The organism is Citreicella sp. C3M06 (assembly GCF_018860705.1).
In the GTDB taxonomy this organism is placed as follows: domain Bacteria; phylum Pseudomonadota; class Alphaproteobacteria; order Rhodobacterales; family Rhodobacteraceae; genus Salipiger.
In genome coordinates this window covers 38553-56794 of the sequence record NZ_JAHKQA010000080.1, presented here as the reverse complement: position 1 = coordinate 56794, position 18242 = coordinate 38553, and the positions used below count along the sequence as shown (strand labels likewise).

Here is an 18242-nt window from a genome sequence, read left to right as displayed (position 1 = left end):
CGATTTGTGCAACAAAGCCGACCGTTATGGTTAACACATTGCAGTGGTGGCACGGGGATTCAGCTACCGCCAACGCAAGACGGGAGGAAGGCATGTCTATCCAGTACGAATACGATTTACAGACGTATAACGCCGGGGCGAACATCACCGGCACCGGCTACAGGCCGTTCACGCAAGAGGAGGGAACCTACACCTGGCAGACCACCGTCGAAGAATTTAACGGCGATGGCCACGTCGACATCCTGCAGGGCATCGACGGCGGGCTGTTCAAGATCCACAACGGCGACGGCAACGGCAATTTCACCCAAGGCGCGGAGCCCATCCCCGAAGTCTCGGGTCACACGCGCGGCGCCGGGTTCTCTGCCATCGATCTGAATGGTGATGGCTTGCTGGACCTGATCGGCATGCAGGCCAGCGGGGCGTCGAAACTTGCGGTTTTCATCAACCAGACCGACGCGTCCGGCAATCCTGCGTGGTCGGGGGACATCGCCGCATCGACCCCGACGCTTGGCTTTGTGGAATCAAACGCCGGCCCGGCGGCGGCCGACATAAGCCACGATGGCTATTACGAGCAGATCGCGCTCGAAATCGAAACCGTGAATTCCGTGCTGCAAACCAATGCCTCTATGACGGCGGCGAGGATGCGGGCGACAACCTGACATGGACCCCGCGCATCATCGACACCTTTAGAGGCCGTGGCCATCGAGGCAATCGTGGGCGGCGCCGACGATGACGAGTTCAGGTGGGTCCAGTCCTCCGATGGGGCAGAGCGCGACACGTTGATCGGCGACGACCATCTGACCGCCTCCTGCGCCACCGATGACGGCATCGTGGTGGTCGAGAACGGCTTTGACACTAGCCTCGGCTTCGATGTCGCGCGGTTGTGGGTCGACACTGCCGCGACCGCCGACGCGCTGATCGCCGAGATCGCAGCCGGCTACGGCCCGAACGCGTTGACCACGCTGACCTCGGTCGCGCTTACCGTCGCCGAGATCGATGAGTTCTATATCCGCATCGAGGGCGAAAGCGGCGTCTACGCAAGGCTCGACGCGGATGATTTCGCCGTCTGACAAGAGGGCCGAAAAACCGGGCCGTGCGGGACAAGCGACATCCCGCACGGCCCTTTTGCTGCGTCCAACACGTGGCGGACCCTGCGCCCCCATCGGGCGCTTGCGGACAGGCCCCCCAAGGCCCGCCGCACGGGGGTCCCTCAGCGCCTGCGGATCTGGCGGGCGAGCGCCGCGATTTCGGCAGCGTGGTCTTCCTTTATCTCGCTGATGGCACGGCTGATGCAGGCGCGGTCTTGCGAGGTCCACGGTCTGGGATAGTGAGACACGGCACTCATGGTTAATGTCGGGAACCCCGCACCGAACGGCAGCCCGAGATAGGCTCCGATATTCAGGTCTGGGATGGCAAGGCAATCGCGCAGCAACGGATGCGCGGCGGCGTTTTCGATGCTCAGCGGAACGCCCATTCCGACGGTGTGCTGACAGATCGAATGGCTCAGCGGCATCTCGCGCGCGAATTCCGGTGGCAGCGGCGCACCGATATGCACCAGCACGTATTGCCTGTCTGACGTCACATCGTTGATCAGCACCTGATCCGCTTCGAGAAATTCATGCGCTCTCTTGACGATGCCAAGAAGGTTTCTCTTCGGCGCTCTACAGGTATCGCACCCGTGCATGTTCGCCCACCCGCTGTTCGCGCAGGGCAATGCCGAAAGAAGTCACACGGCCCCGCCCGTCCTGCTATGCGGGAAAATCCGCAAAAAATCCATCCTAAAATCACCTTTAGCCTGCGCGTCGGCGGGCGTCTCCCGCAGAGCCATGCCATCTGAAACGCCGATATCGGGAACCAATTCGGTGCCATCGCGCTTTTACTCGAACAAAGGAGAGGTTCGATGCCTGATAAAGCCCCCGCCTGGGTCGTGCCCGTGATGCGTGCTGGCTACGCCGCGCGCGGCGCCGTCTACATCATCGTCGGGGGGCTGTCCCTGTCCGCCGCCATCTACGGAGGACAGGCCCAAGGCACCACCGATGCGCTCTCGACCCTGCGCGACGAGCCGTGGGGCATTGCCCTGCTCTGGGCCATCGCCATTGGCATGATGGCCTATATGGTCTGGCGGCTGATCGACGCCGCCATGGATCTTGAGTGCGAAGGCTCGGATGCCAAGGGCCTCGCCGCCCGCGCCGGTCAGGCGATCACCGGGTTGATCCACGGTGCCATCGGTGCCTCGCTCGCCGCCACCGCAATGGGGGCCGGCTCGCAAGGCGGCGGCGCGCAGACCGCCACGCAAAAGCTGATGGCGATGCCGTGGGGGCCCTATCTGGTGATGGTGGTCGGGATCGTGACCATCGGCGCGGGTTTCTATTATGGCTACAAAGGCATCGCGGAAACCTACAAGGCCGATATCCGGGTCACCGATCTGACGCAGAAGCTGAATCCGGCAATGAAGGCCGGGTTTATCGCCGAAGGTGTCGTTGTCGCCATCATCGGCGGGCTCATCTTCTTTGCCGGTCTCAACCACAACCCCGGCGATGCAGGCGGCGTTGGCGAGGCGCTCTCGACCCTGCGCGCTGCCCCCTATGGCGCGATCCTGATGGGAGTTATCGCCGCTGGTCTCGTCGGCTTTGGCATCGAAAACCTTGTCGAGGCCCGCTACCGCATCGTGCCGCGCCATTCGGGCGAGGATGTGATGACTTTTGCCCGTCGTGCCAAGCTGAAAGCCGAAGGCAAGCTGCGCGAGGCGACGGCATGAGCCTGTGGGCGGGCTAAGCGCTTTACCCTGCCCGCTCATCCAGCTATCCACCACCGCAACAAATGCTGTGGTGAGACGATGCCCGACCTTCTGATCGAACTCTTTTCCGAAGAAATCCCCGCGCGTATGCAAGGCCGTGCCGCCGAGGATCTCAAGAAGCTCGTCACCGATGGGCTGGTCGAGACCGGTCTGACCTATGCCGGTGCCGCCGCCTTTTCCACCCCGCGCCGACTGACACTGACGGTGTCCGGTCTGCTTGCGGCATCCCCGGCGATCCGCGAAGAACGCCGTGGCCCCAAGGTCGACGCCCCCGCGAAGGCCATCGAAGGCTTCCTGCGCGGCGCGGGCGTGAGCCGCGAGCAATGCGAGGAGCGCACCGACAAGAAGGGCACGGTGCTGTTCGCCATCATCGAAAAGCCGGGCCGCCCCGCCGCCGAGATCGTCGCCGAGGTGCTTGAAAAGACCATCCGCAACTTCCCTTGGCCGAAATCCATGCGCTGGGGCGCGGGCAGCCTGCGCTGGGTGCGCCCGCTGCAATCGATCCTGTGCCTGCTCAGCGATGACGGCGGCAGCGAGATCGTACCGCTAAGCGTCGATGGCATCACCGCCGGGCGCAGCACGCAGGGCCACCGTTTCATGGGCAATGGCGCCTTCGATGTTTCTGGCTTTGATGATTACGAGGCCAAGCTCAAGCGGTCCAAGGTGATCCTGTCAGCGCGAGAGCGCGCCGATACCATCTGGCACGACGCCACCACCGCCGCCTTTGCGCAAGGGCTCGAGGTAGTCGAAGATGCTGGCCTGCTGGCCGAGGTCGCCGGCCTCGTGGAATGGCCGGTGGTGCTGATGGGCAAGATCGGCGCGCCCTTCCTTGGCCTGCCACCCGAGGTGCTGCAAACCTCGATGAAAGAGCATCAGAAGTTCTTTTCGGTGAAAAATCCCGCCACTGGCCGGATCGAAGGCTTTGTGACCGTCGCCAACATCGAGACCAGCGATGACGGCGCGACCATCCTTGCGGGCAATAACAAGGTGCTGTCGGCGCGCCTGTCGGATGCGCGGTTCTTCTGGGAAAACGATCTGCGCGTCGCCAAGACCGACGGGCTGGAGGCGTGGACGGAACGTCTGTCGAACGTGACCTTCCACAACAAGCTCGGGAGCCAGAAGGACCGGATCGAGCGCATCGCCGCCCTCGCCCGCGAGATCGCGCCGATGGTCGGCGCCGATGCGGATCTCGCCGAACAGGCGGCGCGGGTCGCCAAGGCGGATCTGTCCTCTGAAATGGTGTTTGAATTCCCTGAACTTCAGGGGCTGATGGGCCGCTATTACGCCGATGCGGCGGGCCTGCCCACCGAGGTTGCGGCGGCCTGCCAAGAGCATTACTCGCCCCTCGGCCCGTCCGACGACGTGCCCACCGCGCCGGTCTCCGTCGCCGTGGCGCTGGCCGACAAGCTCGACACGCTGACCGGGTTCTGGGCCATCGACGAAAAGCCCACTGGCTCGAAAGACCCCTTCGCCCTGCGCCGCGCCGCGCTTGGGGTGATCCGGCTGGTGCTGGTGAACGGGCTGAAGGCCAGCCTTGTGACGACGCTCGGCAAAGCATTCACCGCACATGGCGAGAACGCCCCTGCCGACGATCTCCTCTCCTTCTTTCACGACCGGCTCAAGGTCCATCTCAAGGATGAAGGCATTCGCCATGACGTGATCGACGCCGTGCTGGCGATGCCCGGCAACGATGACCTGTCGCTGGTGGTGGCGCGCGCGCGGGCGCTGTCCGAGACGCTGAGCACCGAAGACGGCGCAAACCTCGTGCAGGGGTTCAAGCGGGCCAACAACATCCTCACGCAGGCCGAGGAGAAGGACGGCGTTGAATATAGCTTCGGCGCTGACGTGAAATTCGCCGAAACCGACGAGGAAACGGCGCTTTTTGCGGCACTCGATGCGGCGGATGCCACCATCAAGCCCGCCATGCAGGCCGAGGATTTCGGCAAGGCCATGTCGTCCATGGCCAATTTGCGCGCGCCGATCGATGCGTTTTTCAACGCCGTGCAGGTCAATTCCGACAATCAGGTGGTGCGCCGCAACCGGCTCAACCTGCTGTCGCGCATCCGCACCACCTGCCTTCAGGTCGCCGACCTGACCCGGCTCGAAGGCTGACGCGAGGCCGATTTCACAAATGGTGCCTGAAGGTTGCAAAGCGACCTTCGGCAGGGGCAGCCATGTATACCATTGTTGCCCCCGAGGCCCACGCGGATTAACGTCATCTTCGCTACCAAACGTGATAGTGTCAAAACCCGTTTTCGGGTTATGCTGCGCCGCAGAAACTTTAGATGGACGCCCTTGTGCCCGATACGCTTCGCCCCGAAGATCACGACCCCGACGTGACGCTGATCACGTCATCGGCGCCGATTTCGGTGCCGACCCATGGCGGGCGGGCCAAGTGTCTTCAACGGCTTGTGCGGCTCGATCTGCCGGTGCCCCGGACCGTCGCGCTCAGCTTTGACACGGTGCACCGTATCGCGCAGGGCGATCTGCCAGATATCAGCGCGATTCTGTCGCGCTTTGCCGAAGGCGCGCTGCTTTGCGTGCGCCACTCCTCCGAAGACATGGATTGGGGCGGCCCCGGCTCGGTGCTCAACATCGGGATGAACGACGCGACCTATGTGGCGCTGTGCGACGAGATCGGCAAGGAAGCCGCCAGCGCGCTGTATCAGCGCTTTGTCATGGCCTTTGCCATCCATGTCGCCCGGCTTGATCCCGATGTGTTCGAAGACATCGGCTGCGTCGGCCAAGAAGGGCTGTCAGCCGCGCTCAAAGCGTATGAGGAAGAGGCCGAAGAACCGTTTCCCCAATGCGCCGAACGCCAGTTGGCCGAGGTGCTGCGCTCGATGGCGCGGGCATGGGAAGGCACCACCGCCCGGTTGCTGCGGCAAGCGCGCGGCGCGCCGGTCGATGCCGGTCTGGGGCTGATCGTGCAGGAAATGGCGCTGGGTCTGGGCATCGGCGAGTGCGGCTCGGGGGTGTTGCAACTGGTCGATTCCGACACCGGCCTGTCGCAGGTGACTGGCCGCTACCTGAGCCAGAGCCAAGGGCGCGAGGCGCTGCACGGCACGGCCTCGCTCTATCTGGCGCGCGATCCGCGCGGCCCCTCGCTCGAAGAGCTGGAGCCAGCCGCCTTTCAGGAACTGAAGGAATACGCCGCCTTCATGCGCCAGAAGCTGCGCGCCGAAATGCAGATCGAATTCACCATCGAGAACGGGCAGGTGCATATTCTCGACGGGGTGCGGGTCAAGCGCAGCTCGCGCGCGGCGCTGCGCATCGCGGTGCGACTGGCCGAAGACGGCATCATCTCCAGACAGGAAGCGGTGATGCGGGTCGAACCGCACGCGCTGACCGAATTGCTGCACCGGCAGGTCGCCCCCGAAGCGCAGCGCGATTTCATCGGGCGCGGGGTTGCCGCCTCGCCCGGCGCCGCCACCGGGCGGATCGTGTTCAGTTCGAACGAGGCGCAGGCCTCGGCGGCGCGGGGGGAACCCTGCGTTCTGGTGCGGCGCGAAACCTCGCCCGAGGATGTGCGGGGCATGCATTGCTCCGCTGCGGTTCTGACCGAGCGCGGCGGCATGACCAGCCACGCGGCGGTGATCGGGCGCGGCATCGGCCTGCCCTGCGTGGTGGGTGCGGTGCGCATGGGATTCCGCCACGATGACAAGGTGTTGCTGGCCGAGGATGGCCGCCGCTTTCGCGAAGGCGACATCATCACTGTCGATGGCAGCGCCGGGCAGGTTCTTGCCGGTGCGCCAAAGATGATCGAGGCGGCGCTGGACGACGTGTTCCACGTCTTCATGTCCTGGGCCGACGCGGAACGTGACATCGGCGTGCGCGCCAACGCCGACACCCCGCAAGACGCGGCAACCGCGCGCAACTTCATGGCGCAGGGCATCGGCCTGTGCCGCACCGAACACATGTTCTTCGAAGAAGACCGCATCACCCCGATGCGCGAGATGATCTTTGCCGACAGCCCCAAGGACCGCGAGGCGGCGCTGGCGCGACTGTTGCCAATGCAGCGCAAGGATTTCACCGAGCTGTTCCGCATCATGGAAGGCATGCCGGTCTGCATCCGCCTGTTCGACCCGCCGCTGCACGAATTCCTGCCCAATGATCGCGCCGGGCTGCGCGCGCTGGCCGAAGCGGTCGACCGCCCGGTGTCCGAGGTGACCCGCCGCGTTGCAAGCATGGGGGAATACAACCCGATGCTGGGGATGCGCGGCGTGCGGCTTGGCATTGCGGTGCCCGAGATCTACGACATGCAGGCCCGCGCCATTTTCGAGGCGACGCTGGATGCCAGCCGCATCGGCGCGCCGGTGGTGCCCGAGATCATGCTGCCGCTGGTCTCGGCCTGCCGCGAGGTCGAACTGGTGCGCAACCGCATCGACGCTGTCGCCTCGGCAGTGCGCAACGAGCGCGGGCGCGATTTCGACTACTCGCTTGGCGTCATGGTGGAAACGCCGCGGGCCTGCCTGCGCGCCGACGAAATCGCGCAGCACGCGCATTTCCTGTCCTTCGGCACCAACGATCTGACCCAGATGACCTACGGCCTATCTCGCGACGACGCGGGGCGGTTCATGTCGCATTACGTGCAGCAGGGCGTCTTTCCCGAAGACCCGTTCCATCGGCTCGATGCCGAGGGTGTGGGCGAATTGATTCGCATCGGGGTCGAACGCGGGCGACGGGCGAATGGCGGCGTAATGCTGTCGGTCTGCGGCGAACATGGCGGCAATCCCGAATCGATTGCCTTCTGCCGAAGCGCCGGAATCGATTATGTCAGCTGCTCTCCGTTCCGGGTTCCGGTCGCCCGGCTGGCTGCTGCTCAGCTTGCGATCAGAGACAAGATCTCGTAGTCGCTGGAATTTTATCCACTGAATACATCGCCTTAACAGAAGCTTTTGGCCAAAATCCGCCGATCTGCCGCCCTGCGGGTAGACGCGACGGAACAAATTCAATAGCTCACCCCCCGGACGAACGGCGGCTTTGGGGAGCCGCACCGGGACGTAACGAGGGACTGATGATCAAAGCAACGATGTTTGCGCTGGCTGCGTTTGCCGCGGCCCAGCCTGCTGCTGCCGAAGTGAAGCAGGATAATCTTCGCCACTTGGTGAATCTGGAACAAAAAGGGCTGAGCAGCGCGAAGCCATCGCATCTCAGATCGCTGCTCGCGCTAGATGCAAGCGGGGCGATCACCCCCATCTCATACAACCGGGAATGGCTGTCAAGCCAGCCGGTCGCCAAGGGCGGCTCGCAATGGGAATGCCTCGCCGAAGCGCTGTATTTCGAGGCACGCGGTGAAAGCGTCAAGGGGCAGTTCGCGGTGGCCGAGGTGATCCTCAACCGTGTCGACTCGCCGCGTTTTCCCGCCACGGTCTGCGGCGTGGTGAATCAGGGAACCGGGCGCAAGCACGCCTGCCAGTTCACCTTTACCTGCGATGGTGTGCCCGAGACGATCTCCGAGCCGTTGGCCTGGGACAGGGCTGGCAAGATCGCCCGCCAGATGCTTGACGGCGCGCCGCGGGCGCTGACCGAAGGCGCCACCTTCTATCACACCCACGCCGTGAACCCCTACTGGGCCAAGAGCTTCACCAAGACCACGTCGATTGGCGATCATCAGTTCTATCGCGCTGGCTACCGCGTCAGCAGCAACTGACGCAGGCGGGCGGTGAAATGCCGCCTCCGGGCCTCGCGCCCGCGCGCGGCCTGCGCTAAAGGTCGCGGCAAGGACCACAACCCGGAGCCCCCGCCATGGCCGACGAGATCCGCCTTGCCTTTGCCCACCCGTCGGAACGGGCGATTTCCACCGAAGGCACGGCGCCGCGCGACCGCATCTCGCTGCGCGAGCATGTGCGCGAGGTCGAGATCGGTGCCTTTCAGGCCGAACGCGGCCACACCCAGCGCATCCGCTTCGATGTGGTGGTCGAGGTCACGCCCACCGGCGGGCCGCTTGACGACGATGTCGACCGCATTCTCAGCTACGACCGCGTCACCGAGGCGATCAGCACCGAGCTGGACGCCGAACGGGTCAACCTGCTGGAAACGCTGGCCGAGCGCATCGCGGAACGCATCCTGCTTGAGCCGCAGGCAATGCGGGTGTTCCTGCGCATCGAAAAGCTTGATCGCGGCCCCGGTGCGCTGGGGGTCGAGATCGTGCGTGCGCGCAGCGATTATGGCCGTCACCTCGCCGAAGTCGCCCGCCCGCGCCCGCATCCGCGCCTTGTGTACCTGTCGAACGAGGCCATCGCCTCGGGCAGCCTGACGGCGCGAATCGACGCGCTGGCGGCGCTGCCCGAGCCGCTGATCCTCTGCGTCGGCCTGCCCGATCTGCCCCGCCCGCACGCCAGCCACCCGCTGGCACAGCGGCGCATCGATCTGCTGGCCATCGAACAGAACGGCTGGGTGCTGGCGGCGCGCGATCCGCGCTGCAAGGTGGTCGCCACCCGCACCGAACTGGACTGGGCGATGAAGAACGGCCAGATCTGCATCTGGGCCCCATCGAAGATCGTGCTCGACGCGACGCAAGGCCCGGCCTCGCAGCAAGCCGACAGCGTGGCGCTGGCGGGCTGGTTCGCGGCGCAGATCGACGCTTGCGAACTGGTCACCATCGGCGCCCCTCTGCCCGAGGCGATCACGCTGCCCGCGCGGGCTGTCACGCTTTGAAACATCGCGCCGGGCGGACGCTTGCCAATGCCCGCGCGCAGGGGCACAAGAGCGCCCATGCGTGACTATTTCCGACCCCTCATCCGATCCGATGCCCCGCGCCCAAGCGATGCCCTGCCACTTGCGGGCGGCCCGCGTTGGTTCACCCATGTCGCCCGCCACCGGCGCGACGGCAGCGTCACCCGCCTGCCCGCCAGCGCCCTGCCAGATCCGGTGCGCGACCGGCTGACAGCGCCGCGCGGCACGGTGATGGGACTGCGCATGGATCGCCCGCAGATCATGGGGATCCTCAACGTCACCCCCGACAGCTTTTCCGACGGCGGCCGTGACAGGTCCGCCCCCGAGGCGGCACTGCGCGGCCGTCGGCTGATGCAGGACGGCGCAGACCTGCTGGACATCGGCGGTGAAAGCACCCGCCCCGGTGCCACCGAGATCAGCACCGGCGAAGAAGTCGCCCGCACCGAACCGGTGATCCGCGCGCTCGCAGGGGTCCCGATCTCGATCGACACGCGCAAGCTGGCAGTCGCGCGCGCCGCGATCCGCGCCGGGGCCTCGATGGTGAACGACGTGTCCGGGCTGACCTTCGATCCGGATCTGGCGCGTTATTGCATCGACAACGCGCTGCCGGTCTGCGTGATGCACTCCAAGGGCGATCCGCAAACCATGCAGGACGCGCCGGAATATGAAAACGTGCTGCTTGACGTTTATGATTTTCTGGAAACCCAGGTCGAGATGCTGCTGGCAAACGGGCTTGACCGCGCCAAGATCATCGTCGATCCCGGCATCGGCTTTGGCAAGTCGCAGGCCCATAACCTTGCGCTGCTGAACGGATTGTCCCTGCTGCACGGGCTTGGCTGCCCGATCCTGCTTGGCGTATCTCGCAAGGGCTTCATCGGACGCATCGGCAATGCACCCGAGCCAACGCAGCGCGCCCCCGGCTCGATCGCCGTTGCGCTGGCCGGCGTGGCGCAAGGCGCGCAGATCCTGCGCGTTCACGACGTTGCGCAAACCCGTCAGGCGCTGGCGCTCTGGCAGGCCGTAGAAACAGGAGCCCCCCATGACGCGTGATCTTTTCGGCACCGACGGCGTGCGTGGCACCGCCAACCTGCATCCGATGACCGCCGAAATGGCGCTGCGCATCGGGGCCGCCGCCGGGCGCTATTTCCGCCGCGAAGCGGGCGGCGTGCACCGCGTGGTGATCGGCAAGGACACCCGCCTGTCAGGCTACATGTTCGAAAACGCGCTGACGGCAGGGCTGACCTCGACCGGGATGAACGTGCTGCTGCTCGGCCCGGTGCCGACCCCGGCGGTGGGCCTGCTGACGCCCTCGATGCGCGCCGATCTCGGCATCATGATTTCCGCCAGTCACAACCCCGCCGACGACAACGGCATCAAGTTCTTCGGCCCCGACGGCTTCAAGCTCTCGGACGAGGCTGAATCCGAGATCGAGGCGATGGTTCTGGCCGGCGTCGCCCCGGCGCAGGCGGGTAACATTGGCCGCGCCAAACGCATCGACGACGGGCGCTTCCGCTATCAGGAACGCATCAAAGGTTCGCTGCCGCACGGGCTCAGCCTCGAGGGCGTGAAGGTGGTGATCGACTGCGCCAATGGCGCGGCCTATCGCACTGCCCCTGAGGTGCTCTGGGAACTGGGCGCCGAGGTGATCCCGCTCGGCACCGCGCCAAACGGGCGCAACATCAACGACAACTGCGGCTCGACCAAACCGCACGCCGCCGCCGAGGCGGTGGTGGCCCATGGCGCGGATGTCGGCATCTGCCTTGACGGCGACGCCGACCGCATCATCCTCATCGACGAGACCGGCAGCATCGCAGACGGCGATCAGCTGATGGCGCTGATGGCCTCGCGTTGGGCCGCCGAAGACCGTCTCAAGGACGGCGTGCTTGTCGCCACGGTGATGTCCAACCTCGGGCTTGAACGCTATCTCGGCGGCAAGGGCCTGCGGCTCGAACGCACCCGCGTCGGCGATCGCTACGTGGTCGAGGCGATGCGCGCCAATGGCTGGAACCTTGGCGGCGAACAGTCGGGCCATATCGTGATGACCGATTACGCCACCACCGGCGACGGTCTGCTGGCGGGCCTGCAATTCCTCGCCGAAATGGTCCAGACCGGCCAGCCGGCCTCGGCGCTCGCACGTCGCTTCGATCCGGTGCCGCAGCTGCTGAAAAACGTCCGCTTCACTGCCGGGCAGAAACCGCTAGACGCAGCCTCCGTGCACAGCGCCATCAAACACGCCGAGGCGCAGCTGGTCGGCAAGGGCCGCCTGCTGATCCGCAAATCGGGCACCGAGCCGCTAATCCGCGTCATGGCAGAATGCGAAGACGACGCCCTGCTCACGCAACTGGTCAATACCATCGTCGCCGAAATCGAAGCCGCCGTCTGATCACTGCGCCGACCCCCGGCTTCTTCTGGCCATAAATATCCCGGGGGCGCGCGCAGCGCGGGGGGCTGGCCCCCCTCTGCCCTCAACCCGGGGCGCGCCCCTCCGGGCAAGCCGCCCTGTCACCCGCGCACAACCCGCGGTCGGCGGCGCAACATCCGACGCGCCAACCCCGCCACAAGTGCCAGCGCCAGCCAGCCCGCGCCGAACCCGGCGGCAGCATAGGTCACGCCCTCGAAACTGACGGGCAGCGCCGGGCGAAACGCCTGCCAGGCCCGCGCGGCAATGTCCGGATCGCCCAGATGCCCCGCAAGCCGCGCCCGCATGAACGGCCCCGCCCCGTCGAGCGCCGCCAGATCCCCGGCCAGCCGTTGCTGCCGCGCGATGGTCTGGCGCATCGACTCCGCCCGCGCCGCGCCAAATTCACCCCCCGTCGCAAGCTGTCGCAGCGCTTCGCCGCGATCCAGCCCCACCCCCGCCGCATCGCGGTCGAACTGGGCGACAACAGCGCTCAGCTCATCGACCGCGCCGCCAAGGCGCTGGGTGTATTGCTGCGAATATTCGGGAAACTGTGACAGCCCGACCGCCCCGGTCATCCCGGCGATCATGGCAAATGCGCGTGTGATCATCTCTGCCTCCTGACCCTCTGGCGGGGTCGCTGGGCGCGATCATAGCGCAGAAGGGCCCGCCCTGTCAGCGGGCCCCGTGCAAGCTCAATCCATCAGATCAGGCGGCAGTCACACCGTAGATCGCCGCGATCTTGGCCACGGCGGCCTCGGGCGGCAGCTCTTCGCTCTCGCCGGTGCGGCGCGAGGTCAGCTCGACCACGCCATTCTTCAGCCCGCGCGGGCCGACGGTGATGCGCCACGGCAGGCCGATCAGATCCATCGTCGCGAATTTCGCGCCAGCGCGTTCCTTGCGGTCATCATATAGCGGGTCGAGCCCCAGCGCGACAAGCGCCGAATGCAGCGCATCGCAAGCTGCATCCGCCTCGTCATCGCCTTGCTTGAGATTGACGATGCCGCAATGGAACGGCGTCACGCCCTCGGGCCAGATGATGCCCTTGTCGTCATGCGACGCCTCGATGATCGCCCCCAGCAGGCGCGACACGCCGATGCCGTGGCTGCCCATATGCACCGCCACATCCTTACCCTGCCCATCATTGACGGTGGCGTTCAGCGCGTCGGAATATTTGGTGCCGAAGTAAAAGATCTGTCCGACCTCGATGCCGCGCGCGGTGCGGCGGCGTTCCTCGGGAACCTGCGCTTCGAACTCCGCCTGCACATGGGTTTCATCGGTGCGGGCGTAGCGCGAGGTGAATTCCTCCATCACTGCCTGACACTGTTCCACGCTGTCAAAATCGATGGCGCGCTCGCCGAATTTCAGATCGGTGATCTGCGAATCGTAGAACACCTCGGATTCGCCGGTCTCGGCCAGCACGAGGAATTCATGGGTGTCCTCGCCGCCGATCGGGCCGGAATCCGCGCGCATCGGAATCGCCTGAAGGCCCATGCGCTCATAGGTGCGCAGGTAGCTCACGAGGTGGCGGTTGTAGGCGTGCAGCGCATCTTCTTTCGTCAGATCGAAGTTGTAGCCGTCCTTCATATAAAATTCACGACCCCGCATCACGCCAAAGCGCGGGCGGATCTCGTCGCGGAATTTCCACTGGATCTGGTAAAGCGTCAGCGGCAGATCCTTGTAGGACGACACATTGGCGCGGAAGATGTCGGTGATCAGCTCTTCGGCGGTGGGCGTGAACAGCATGTCCCGGTCGTGCCGGTCGGTGATGCGCAGCATCTCGGCGCCGTAAGCGTCATAGCGGCCCGACTCGCGCCACAGATCCGCAGACTGGATGGTCGGCATCAGCATCGGGATATGCCCGGCGCGCGCCTGTTCCTGATGGATGATGTCCTCGATCTTGCGCAGCACCTTGAAGCCGAGCGGCAGCCAGGAATAAATTCCGGCGCTCGCCTGCTTGATCATGCCAGCGCGCAGCATGTAGCGGTGGGAAACGATCTGCGCCTCGGCGGGCGTTTCCTTCAGGACGGGCAGAAAGTAGCGGGATAGGCGCATGGGGTGCGGGCCTCAAACTGAATTCAGGGGTCCGCGTCGGGGTATGCCAAAGGCCGCGTTCAGGCAAGGGGGCAGCGCTTGCAGACCCCGGCAAGATCGGACCATTGACGCAAGCAGCCTATGGCCGCGCCCGGCCAGCGCCCTTGCAACCTGCCCCGCAAATCGCGATGTAGGGTCAGGACCTACTCAACGAGGCGCGACATGGCCCTGCCCGTCAGGATGCAACTGAAATACTGGGGCATCGCCGCCATCGTGCTGGCGGTGATCCTGTGGTTCCTTGGCGACGTGCTGCTGCCCTTTGTGCTGGGCAGCGCCATCGCCTATTTCCTCGACCCGGTGGCCGACCGGCTGGAACGCGCGGGGCTGAGCCGGGCCGGGGCCACCGCAACGATCACCGTTGCCGCGATCCTGATCTTCGTCATCCTTGCACTGGCGGTGGTGCCGGCGCTGGTCAAGCAGACGACGCAGCTTGTCGACACCGCGCCGCAGCTGTTCCGCAACCTGCAAACCTTTCTGACCACGCATTTCCCCGAGATGATGACCGAGGGCAACCCGGTGCGCGAAACGCTGGTGTCGCTGGGCGACACCGTCAAGGAGCGCGGCGGCGAGCTGATCAATACCGTGCTCAGCTCGGCGGCCTCGGTGATCAACATCCTGATGCTGTTCGTCATCGTGCCGGTGGTGGCGGTCTACATGCTGCTGGACTGGGACAACATGGTCGCCCGCGTCGATGAGCTGCTGCCGCGCGATCATGCGCCGGTGATCCGCCGTATCGCCAGCGACGTCGATGACACGCTGGCCGGGTTCCTGCGCGGCATGGGGTCGGTCTGCCTGATTCTGGGCTGCTATTACGCGGTGGCGCTCTGGGCGGTGGGGCTGAATTTTGGCCTTGTGGTGGGGGTGGTCGCAGGGCTGCTGACCTTTATTCCCTATGTCGGGGCCATTGTTGGCGGCGCGCTGGCCATCGGGCTGGCGCTGTTCCAGTTCTGGGGAGACTGGGTGTGGATCGCCGCCGTGGCGGGGATTTTCTTCATTGGCCAGTTTCTCGAAGGCAATTTCCTGACGCCCAAGCTGGTCGGAGAATCCGTCGGGTTGCACCCGGTGTGGCTGATCCTTGCGCTGTCGGTGTTCGGCTCGCTGTTCGGCTTCATCGGGATGCTGGTGGCGGTGCCGCTGGCCGCGGCGCTGGGGGTCATCATGCGTTTCGTGGTAGACCAGTACCGATCGAGCCGTCTATATACCGGCCTTTCCAGCGACCCGGACCAGTGACCCAGCCCATGCAACCGCCGCCGCGCCAGCTTACCCTTCCCCTTCCCGTGCGCGAAGCACTGGGGCGCGAGGATTATTATGTCTCGCGCTCGAACGGGCTGGCGCTGGCGCTGCTGGATGACTGGGCGGGATGGCCCAATGGCAAGATGATCCTTGTCGGCCCGCGCGGCGCGGGCAAGACCCATCTGGCCCACGTCTGGGCCAAGGAGACCGGCGCCACCATCATCCCCGCCGCCGATTTGCCGGGCGCGGATATCCCCGCCCTTGTGCGCCGTCCCGTCTGCGTCGAGGATGCCGACCGCATCGCCGGCATGCGCCCCGCCGAAGAGGCGCTGTTTCACCTGCACAATCTTGCGCTGGCCGAAGGGCGCGCCTTGCTGCTGACCGCCTCGGCGCCGCCGCGCGGCTGGGGGCTGACCCTGCCCGACCTGCGCAGCCGGATGGAGGCGAGCCAGACCGCCACCCTGCCCGACCCCGATGACAACCTGCTGAGCGCGGTCATTGCCAAGACCCTCAATGATCGCGGCTGCCTGCCCGCCCCCGAGGTCATCCCCTATCTGGTGCGCCACATGCCGCGCAGTTTTTCAAGCGCGCTGGCTCTGGTCGATGCGCTGGATTCACAGGCGATGGGGCGGCCCAAGGGCATCACCCGCGCCCTTGCCCGCGACGTGCTGGTGCGGATGACCGGCCTGCCGGACGCAGACGATTGACCCTGCTGTTCGCAATGCGCATGATCCGTCACGTTCCTGTTGCAATTTCTAAGACATAAGCGGTTCCATGAACATCGCAGATTTCCTCACCGCCCCCATCCCGCCCGCCACCGAAATGCCCGAGATGGACATCACCGGCCCCGAGCGGTTTTACAATCGTGAACTCAGCTGGCTGGGCTTCAACTGGCGTGTGCTGGAAGAAGCCGAGAACCCGCGCGTGCCGCTGCTGGAACGGCTACGGTTCCTGTCGATCTCGGCCACCAACCTTGACGAGTTCTACACCGTGCGCGTCGCTGGCCTGCGCGAACTCGCCCATGCTGGCAACACCAACCCCGCCGCCGACGGGCTGAGCCCGGCGCAGCAGCTGGTCAAGATCAACGAGATCGCGCGCGCGCTGATGATGCATCAGCAAAAGGTGCTGCACCAGCTCGAAGCCGAGCTGGCCGAACAGGGCATCGACATCGTGCGCCTTCACGAGCTGACCGATGCCGACCGCGCCCATCTTGAAGAGCAGTTCCTGACGCAGGTGTTCCCGGTGCTCTCGCCGCTGGCGATTGACCCGGCGCACCCGTTCCCGTTCATCGCCAACATGGGCTTTTGCCTTGCCATCCAGCTAGAACGCAAGCGCGACCGCCGGGTGCGCTCTGCCCTGCTGCCGATCCCGCATCAGATCGACCGGTTCATGCGCCTGCCCTCTGACGATGGGCAGTTCCGGTTCATCTATCTTGAAGACGTGCTGCTGTTGCACATCGAAAGCCTGTTCCCCGGCTACCGGGTGAAAGAACATTTCGGCTTCCGCGTGCTGCGCGACAGCGATCTGGAAGTCGAGGAAGAGGCAGAGGATCTTGTCCGTGAATTCGAGGTGGCGCTGAAACGGCGCCGCCGGGGCGAGGTGGTGCGCCTGACCATCACCGCTGGCACCTCTGAGACCCAGCGCCGCGCGCTTCAGCGCGAATTGCATGTGCAGGACGACGAGGTGATCGAGCTGGACGGCATGATCGGCATCGCCGACCTCAAGGAGCTGGTGCTGGATGCCCGCCCCGACCTGCTGTGGCCGACCTTTACCCCCCGCGTGCCGGAACGGGTGCAGGATCACGACGGCGACATGTTCGCGGCCATCGCGCAAAAAGACATGCTGCTGCATCACCCCTATGAGACCTTCGACATGGTGGTGCGCTTTCTCAATCAGGCGGCGCTGGACCCCAATGTGGTGGCGATCAAGCAGACCCTGTACCGAACCTCGCGCAATTCGCCCATCGTCGCCGCGCTGTGCGAGGCCGCCGAAGAGGGCAAGTCTGTCACCGCGCTGGTCGAGCTCAAGGCCCGTTTCGACGAGGCCGCCAACATCCGCCAGTCGCGCCGGCTGGAACGCTCGGGCGCGCATGTGGTCTACGGCTTCCTCGACTGGAAGACCCACGCCAAGATCAGTCAGGTGGTGCGCCGCGAGGGCGACCGGCTGGTGACCTACACCCATTGGGGCACCGGCAACTATCACCCGATCACCGCCAAGATCTACACCGACCTGTCGTTCTTTACCTGCGATGCGGCGCTCGGGCGCGATGCGGCCAAGGTCTTTAACTACCTCAGCGGCTATGCCCGCCCCGAGGGGATGGAGAACGTGGTGATCTCTCCCAGTGCGCTCAAGCCGCGCATGCTGGAACTGATCGCCGCCGAAGCCGAACACGCGCGGCAGGGTCGACCCGCGCGGATCTGGATCAAGATGAACTCGCTGATCGAGCCCAACATGATCGACGCGCTCTATGCCGCCAGTCAGGCCGGGGTAAAGATCGATTGCGTGATCCGTGGCATCTGCGGGCTGAAGCCGGGCATCAAGGGCCTGTCGGACAACATCCGCGTCAAATCGATCATCGGGCGGTTTCTGGAACATTCGCGCATCGCCTGTTTTGGCAACGGCCACGGCCTGCCGCATGCGAAATCGCGGGTGTTCATCTCGTCTGCCGACTGGATGGGGCGCAATCTCAACCGGCGGGTCGAAACCGGGGTCGAGATCATGAACGCCACGGTCAAGGCGCAGATCGTCAGCCAGATCATGGCGGCGAACCTTGCCGACACCGCGCAAAGCTGGGTGATGGAACCGGATGGCACCTTCCTGCGCCACCCGGTGCCCGAAGGTGCGCCGCTGTTCTCCTGCCACCGGTTTTTCATGGAAAACCCGTCGCTTTCGGGCCGCGGCTCTGCCGGGGCCAAGGACGTGCCCTCGCTGACCCACGACGACTGAGGCCACGAAAATGCGGCGATCCGCGCACGGCTCGCCGACATATTCCGGCCATAGAATCAACACCTTGATACCGTGAACGCTTAAGTCGCGGGTAAG

The 18242-nt window shown here is 65.2% G+C and carries 15 protein-coding genes; 12 read left to right on the top strand and 3 right to left on the bottom strand.

The genetic code is table 11. From position 1 onward, the window contains the following. Window positions 1-659: VCBS repeat-containing protein (locus KO516_RS19560; RefSeq protein WP_216005477.1), on the top strand; the 659-nt coding region annotated here is incomplete at its 5' end. A gap of 36 nt (window positions 660-695) precedes the next feature. Next, on the top strand, window positions 696-1070 hold the full coding sequence (locus KO516_RS19555) for a hypothetical protein (RefSeq protein WP_216005476.1): 375 nt from the start codon (window positions 696-698) through the stop codon (window positions 1068-1070). A gap of 140 nt (window positions 1071-1210) precedes the next feature. On the opposite strand, the gene KO516_RS19550 is transcribed toward KO516_RS19555, so the two are convergent. Beyond that, window positions 1211-1684 carry a GAF domain-containing protein gene (locus tag KO516_RS19550; RefSeq protein ID WP_216005475.1) on the bottom strand — a complete coding sequence of 158 codons (474 nt, stop codon included), beginning with the start codon at window positions 1682-1684 and terminating at the stop codon, window positions 1211-1213. Between the two features lie 216 nt (window positions 1685-1900). Here KO516_RS19550 and KO516_RS19545 point away from each other — a divergent pair, with 216 nt between their 5' ends. The 7 genes from KO516_RS19545 (at window position 1901) to glmM (ending at window position 11858) form a co-directional block, all read left to right on the top strand. Continuing rightward, window positions 1901-2758, top strand: coding sequence for a DUF1206 domain-containing protein (locus KO516_RS19545; RefSeq protein ID WP_216005474.1), 858 nt, complete (start codon window positions 1901-1903; stop codon window positions 2756-2758). Between the two features lie 78 nt (window positions 2759-2836). Next, entirely contained in the window at window positions 2837-4909 is a 2073-nt protein-coding gene (gene glyS, locus KO516_RS19540; protein WP_216005473.1) for a glycine--tRNA ligase subunit beta, read from the top strand. A gap of 173 nt (window positions 4910-5082) precedes the next feature. Next, the gene (locus tag KO516_RS19535) at window positions 5083-7650 is read left to right on the top strand and encodes a putative PEP-binding protein (protein WP_216005472.1); all 2568 of its coding nucleotides are present in this window, start codon (window positions 5083-5085) and stop codon (window positions 7648-7650) included. Window positions 7651-7814: 164 nt separating this feature from the next. Then, window positions 7815-8450: a cell wall hydrolase gene (locus KO516_RS19530; protein WP_216005471.1), complete on the top strand. Its 636-nt coding sequence runs from the start codon at window positions 7815-7817 to the stop codon at window positions 8448-8450. Window positions 8451-8545: 95 nt separating this feature from the next. Further along, window positions 8546-9457: a dihydroneopterin aldolase gene (locus KO516_RS19525; protein WP_216005470.1), complete on the top strand. Its 912-nt coding sequence runs from the start codon at window positions 8546-8548 to the stop codon at window positions 9455-9457. A gap of 57 nt (window positions 9458-9514) precedes the next feature. Next, a complete protein-coding gene (gene folP, locus KO516_RS19520) occupies window positions 9515-10525 on the top strand; it encodes a dihydropteroate synthase (RefSeq protein WP_216005469.1) in 1011 nt (336 codons plus the stop codon). Continuing rightward, window positions 10515-11858 (top strand): phosphoglucosamine mutase, encoded by a 1344-nt coding sequence (glmM, locus tag KO516_RS19515; protein WP_216005468.1) that lies wholly within the window; start codon window positions 10515-10517, stop codon window positions 11856-11858. Before folP ends, glmM begins: the two co-directional genes overlap by 11 nt. A gap of 119 nt (window positions 11859-11977) precedes the next feature. Here glmM and KO516_RS19510 read toward each other — a convergent pair whose 3' ends face one another. Further along, on the bottom strand, window positions 11978-12484 hold the full coding sequence (locus tag KO516_RS19510; protein WP_216005467.1) for a DUF2937 family protein: 507 nt from the start codon (window positions 12482-12484) through the stop codon (window positions 11978-11980). Window positions 12485-12581: 97 nt separating this feature from the next. Further along, on the bottom strand, window positions 12582-13928 hold the full coding sequence (proS, locus tag KO516_RS19505) for a proline--tRNA ligase (protein WP_216005466.1): 1347 nt from the start codon (window positions 13926-13928) through the stop codon (window positions 12582-12584). 201 nt (window positions 13929-14129) lie between these two features. Here proS and KO516_RS19500 point away from each other — a divergent pair, with 201 nt between their 5' ends. From KO516_RS19500 to KO516_RS19490, 3 genes are all read left to right on the top strand, one after another. After that, on the top strand, window positions 14130-15197 hold the full coding sequence (locus KO516_RS19500) for an AI-2E family transporter (protein ID WP_216005465.1): 1068 nt from the start codon (window positions 14130-14132) through the stop codon (window positions 15195-15197). An 8-nt stretch (window positions 15198-15205) separates the two neighbouring features. Further along, on the top strand, window positions 15206-15907 hold the full coding sequence (locus KO516_RS19495) for a chromosomal replication initiator DnaA (protein WP_216005464.1): 702 nt from the start codon (window positions 15206-15208) through the stop codon (window positions 15905-15907). Between the two features lie 67 nt (window positions 15908-15974). After that, on the top strand, window positions 15975-18146 hold the full coding sequence (locus tag KO516_RS19490; RefSeq protein WP_216005463.1) for an RNA degradosome polyphosphate kinase: 2172 nt from the start codon (window positions 15975-15977) through the stop codon (window positions 18144-18146). Window positions 18147-18242 lie beyond the last annotated feature (96 nt).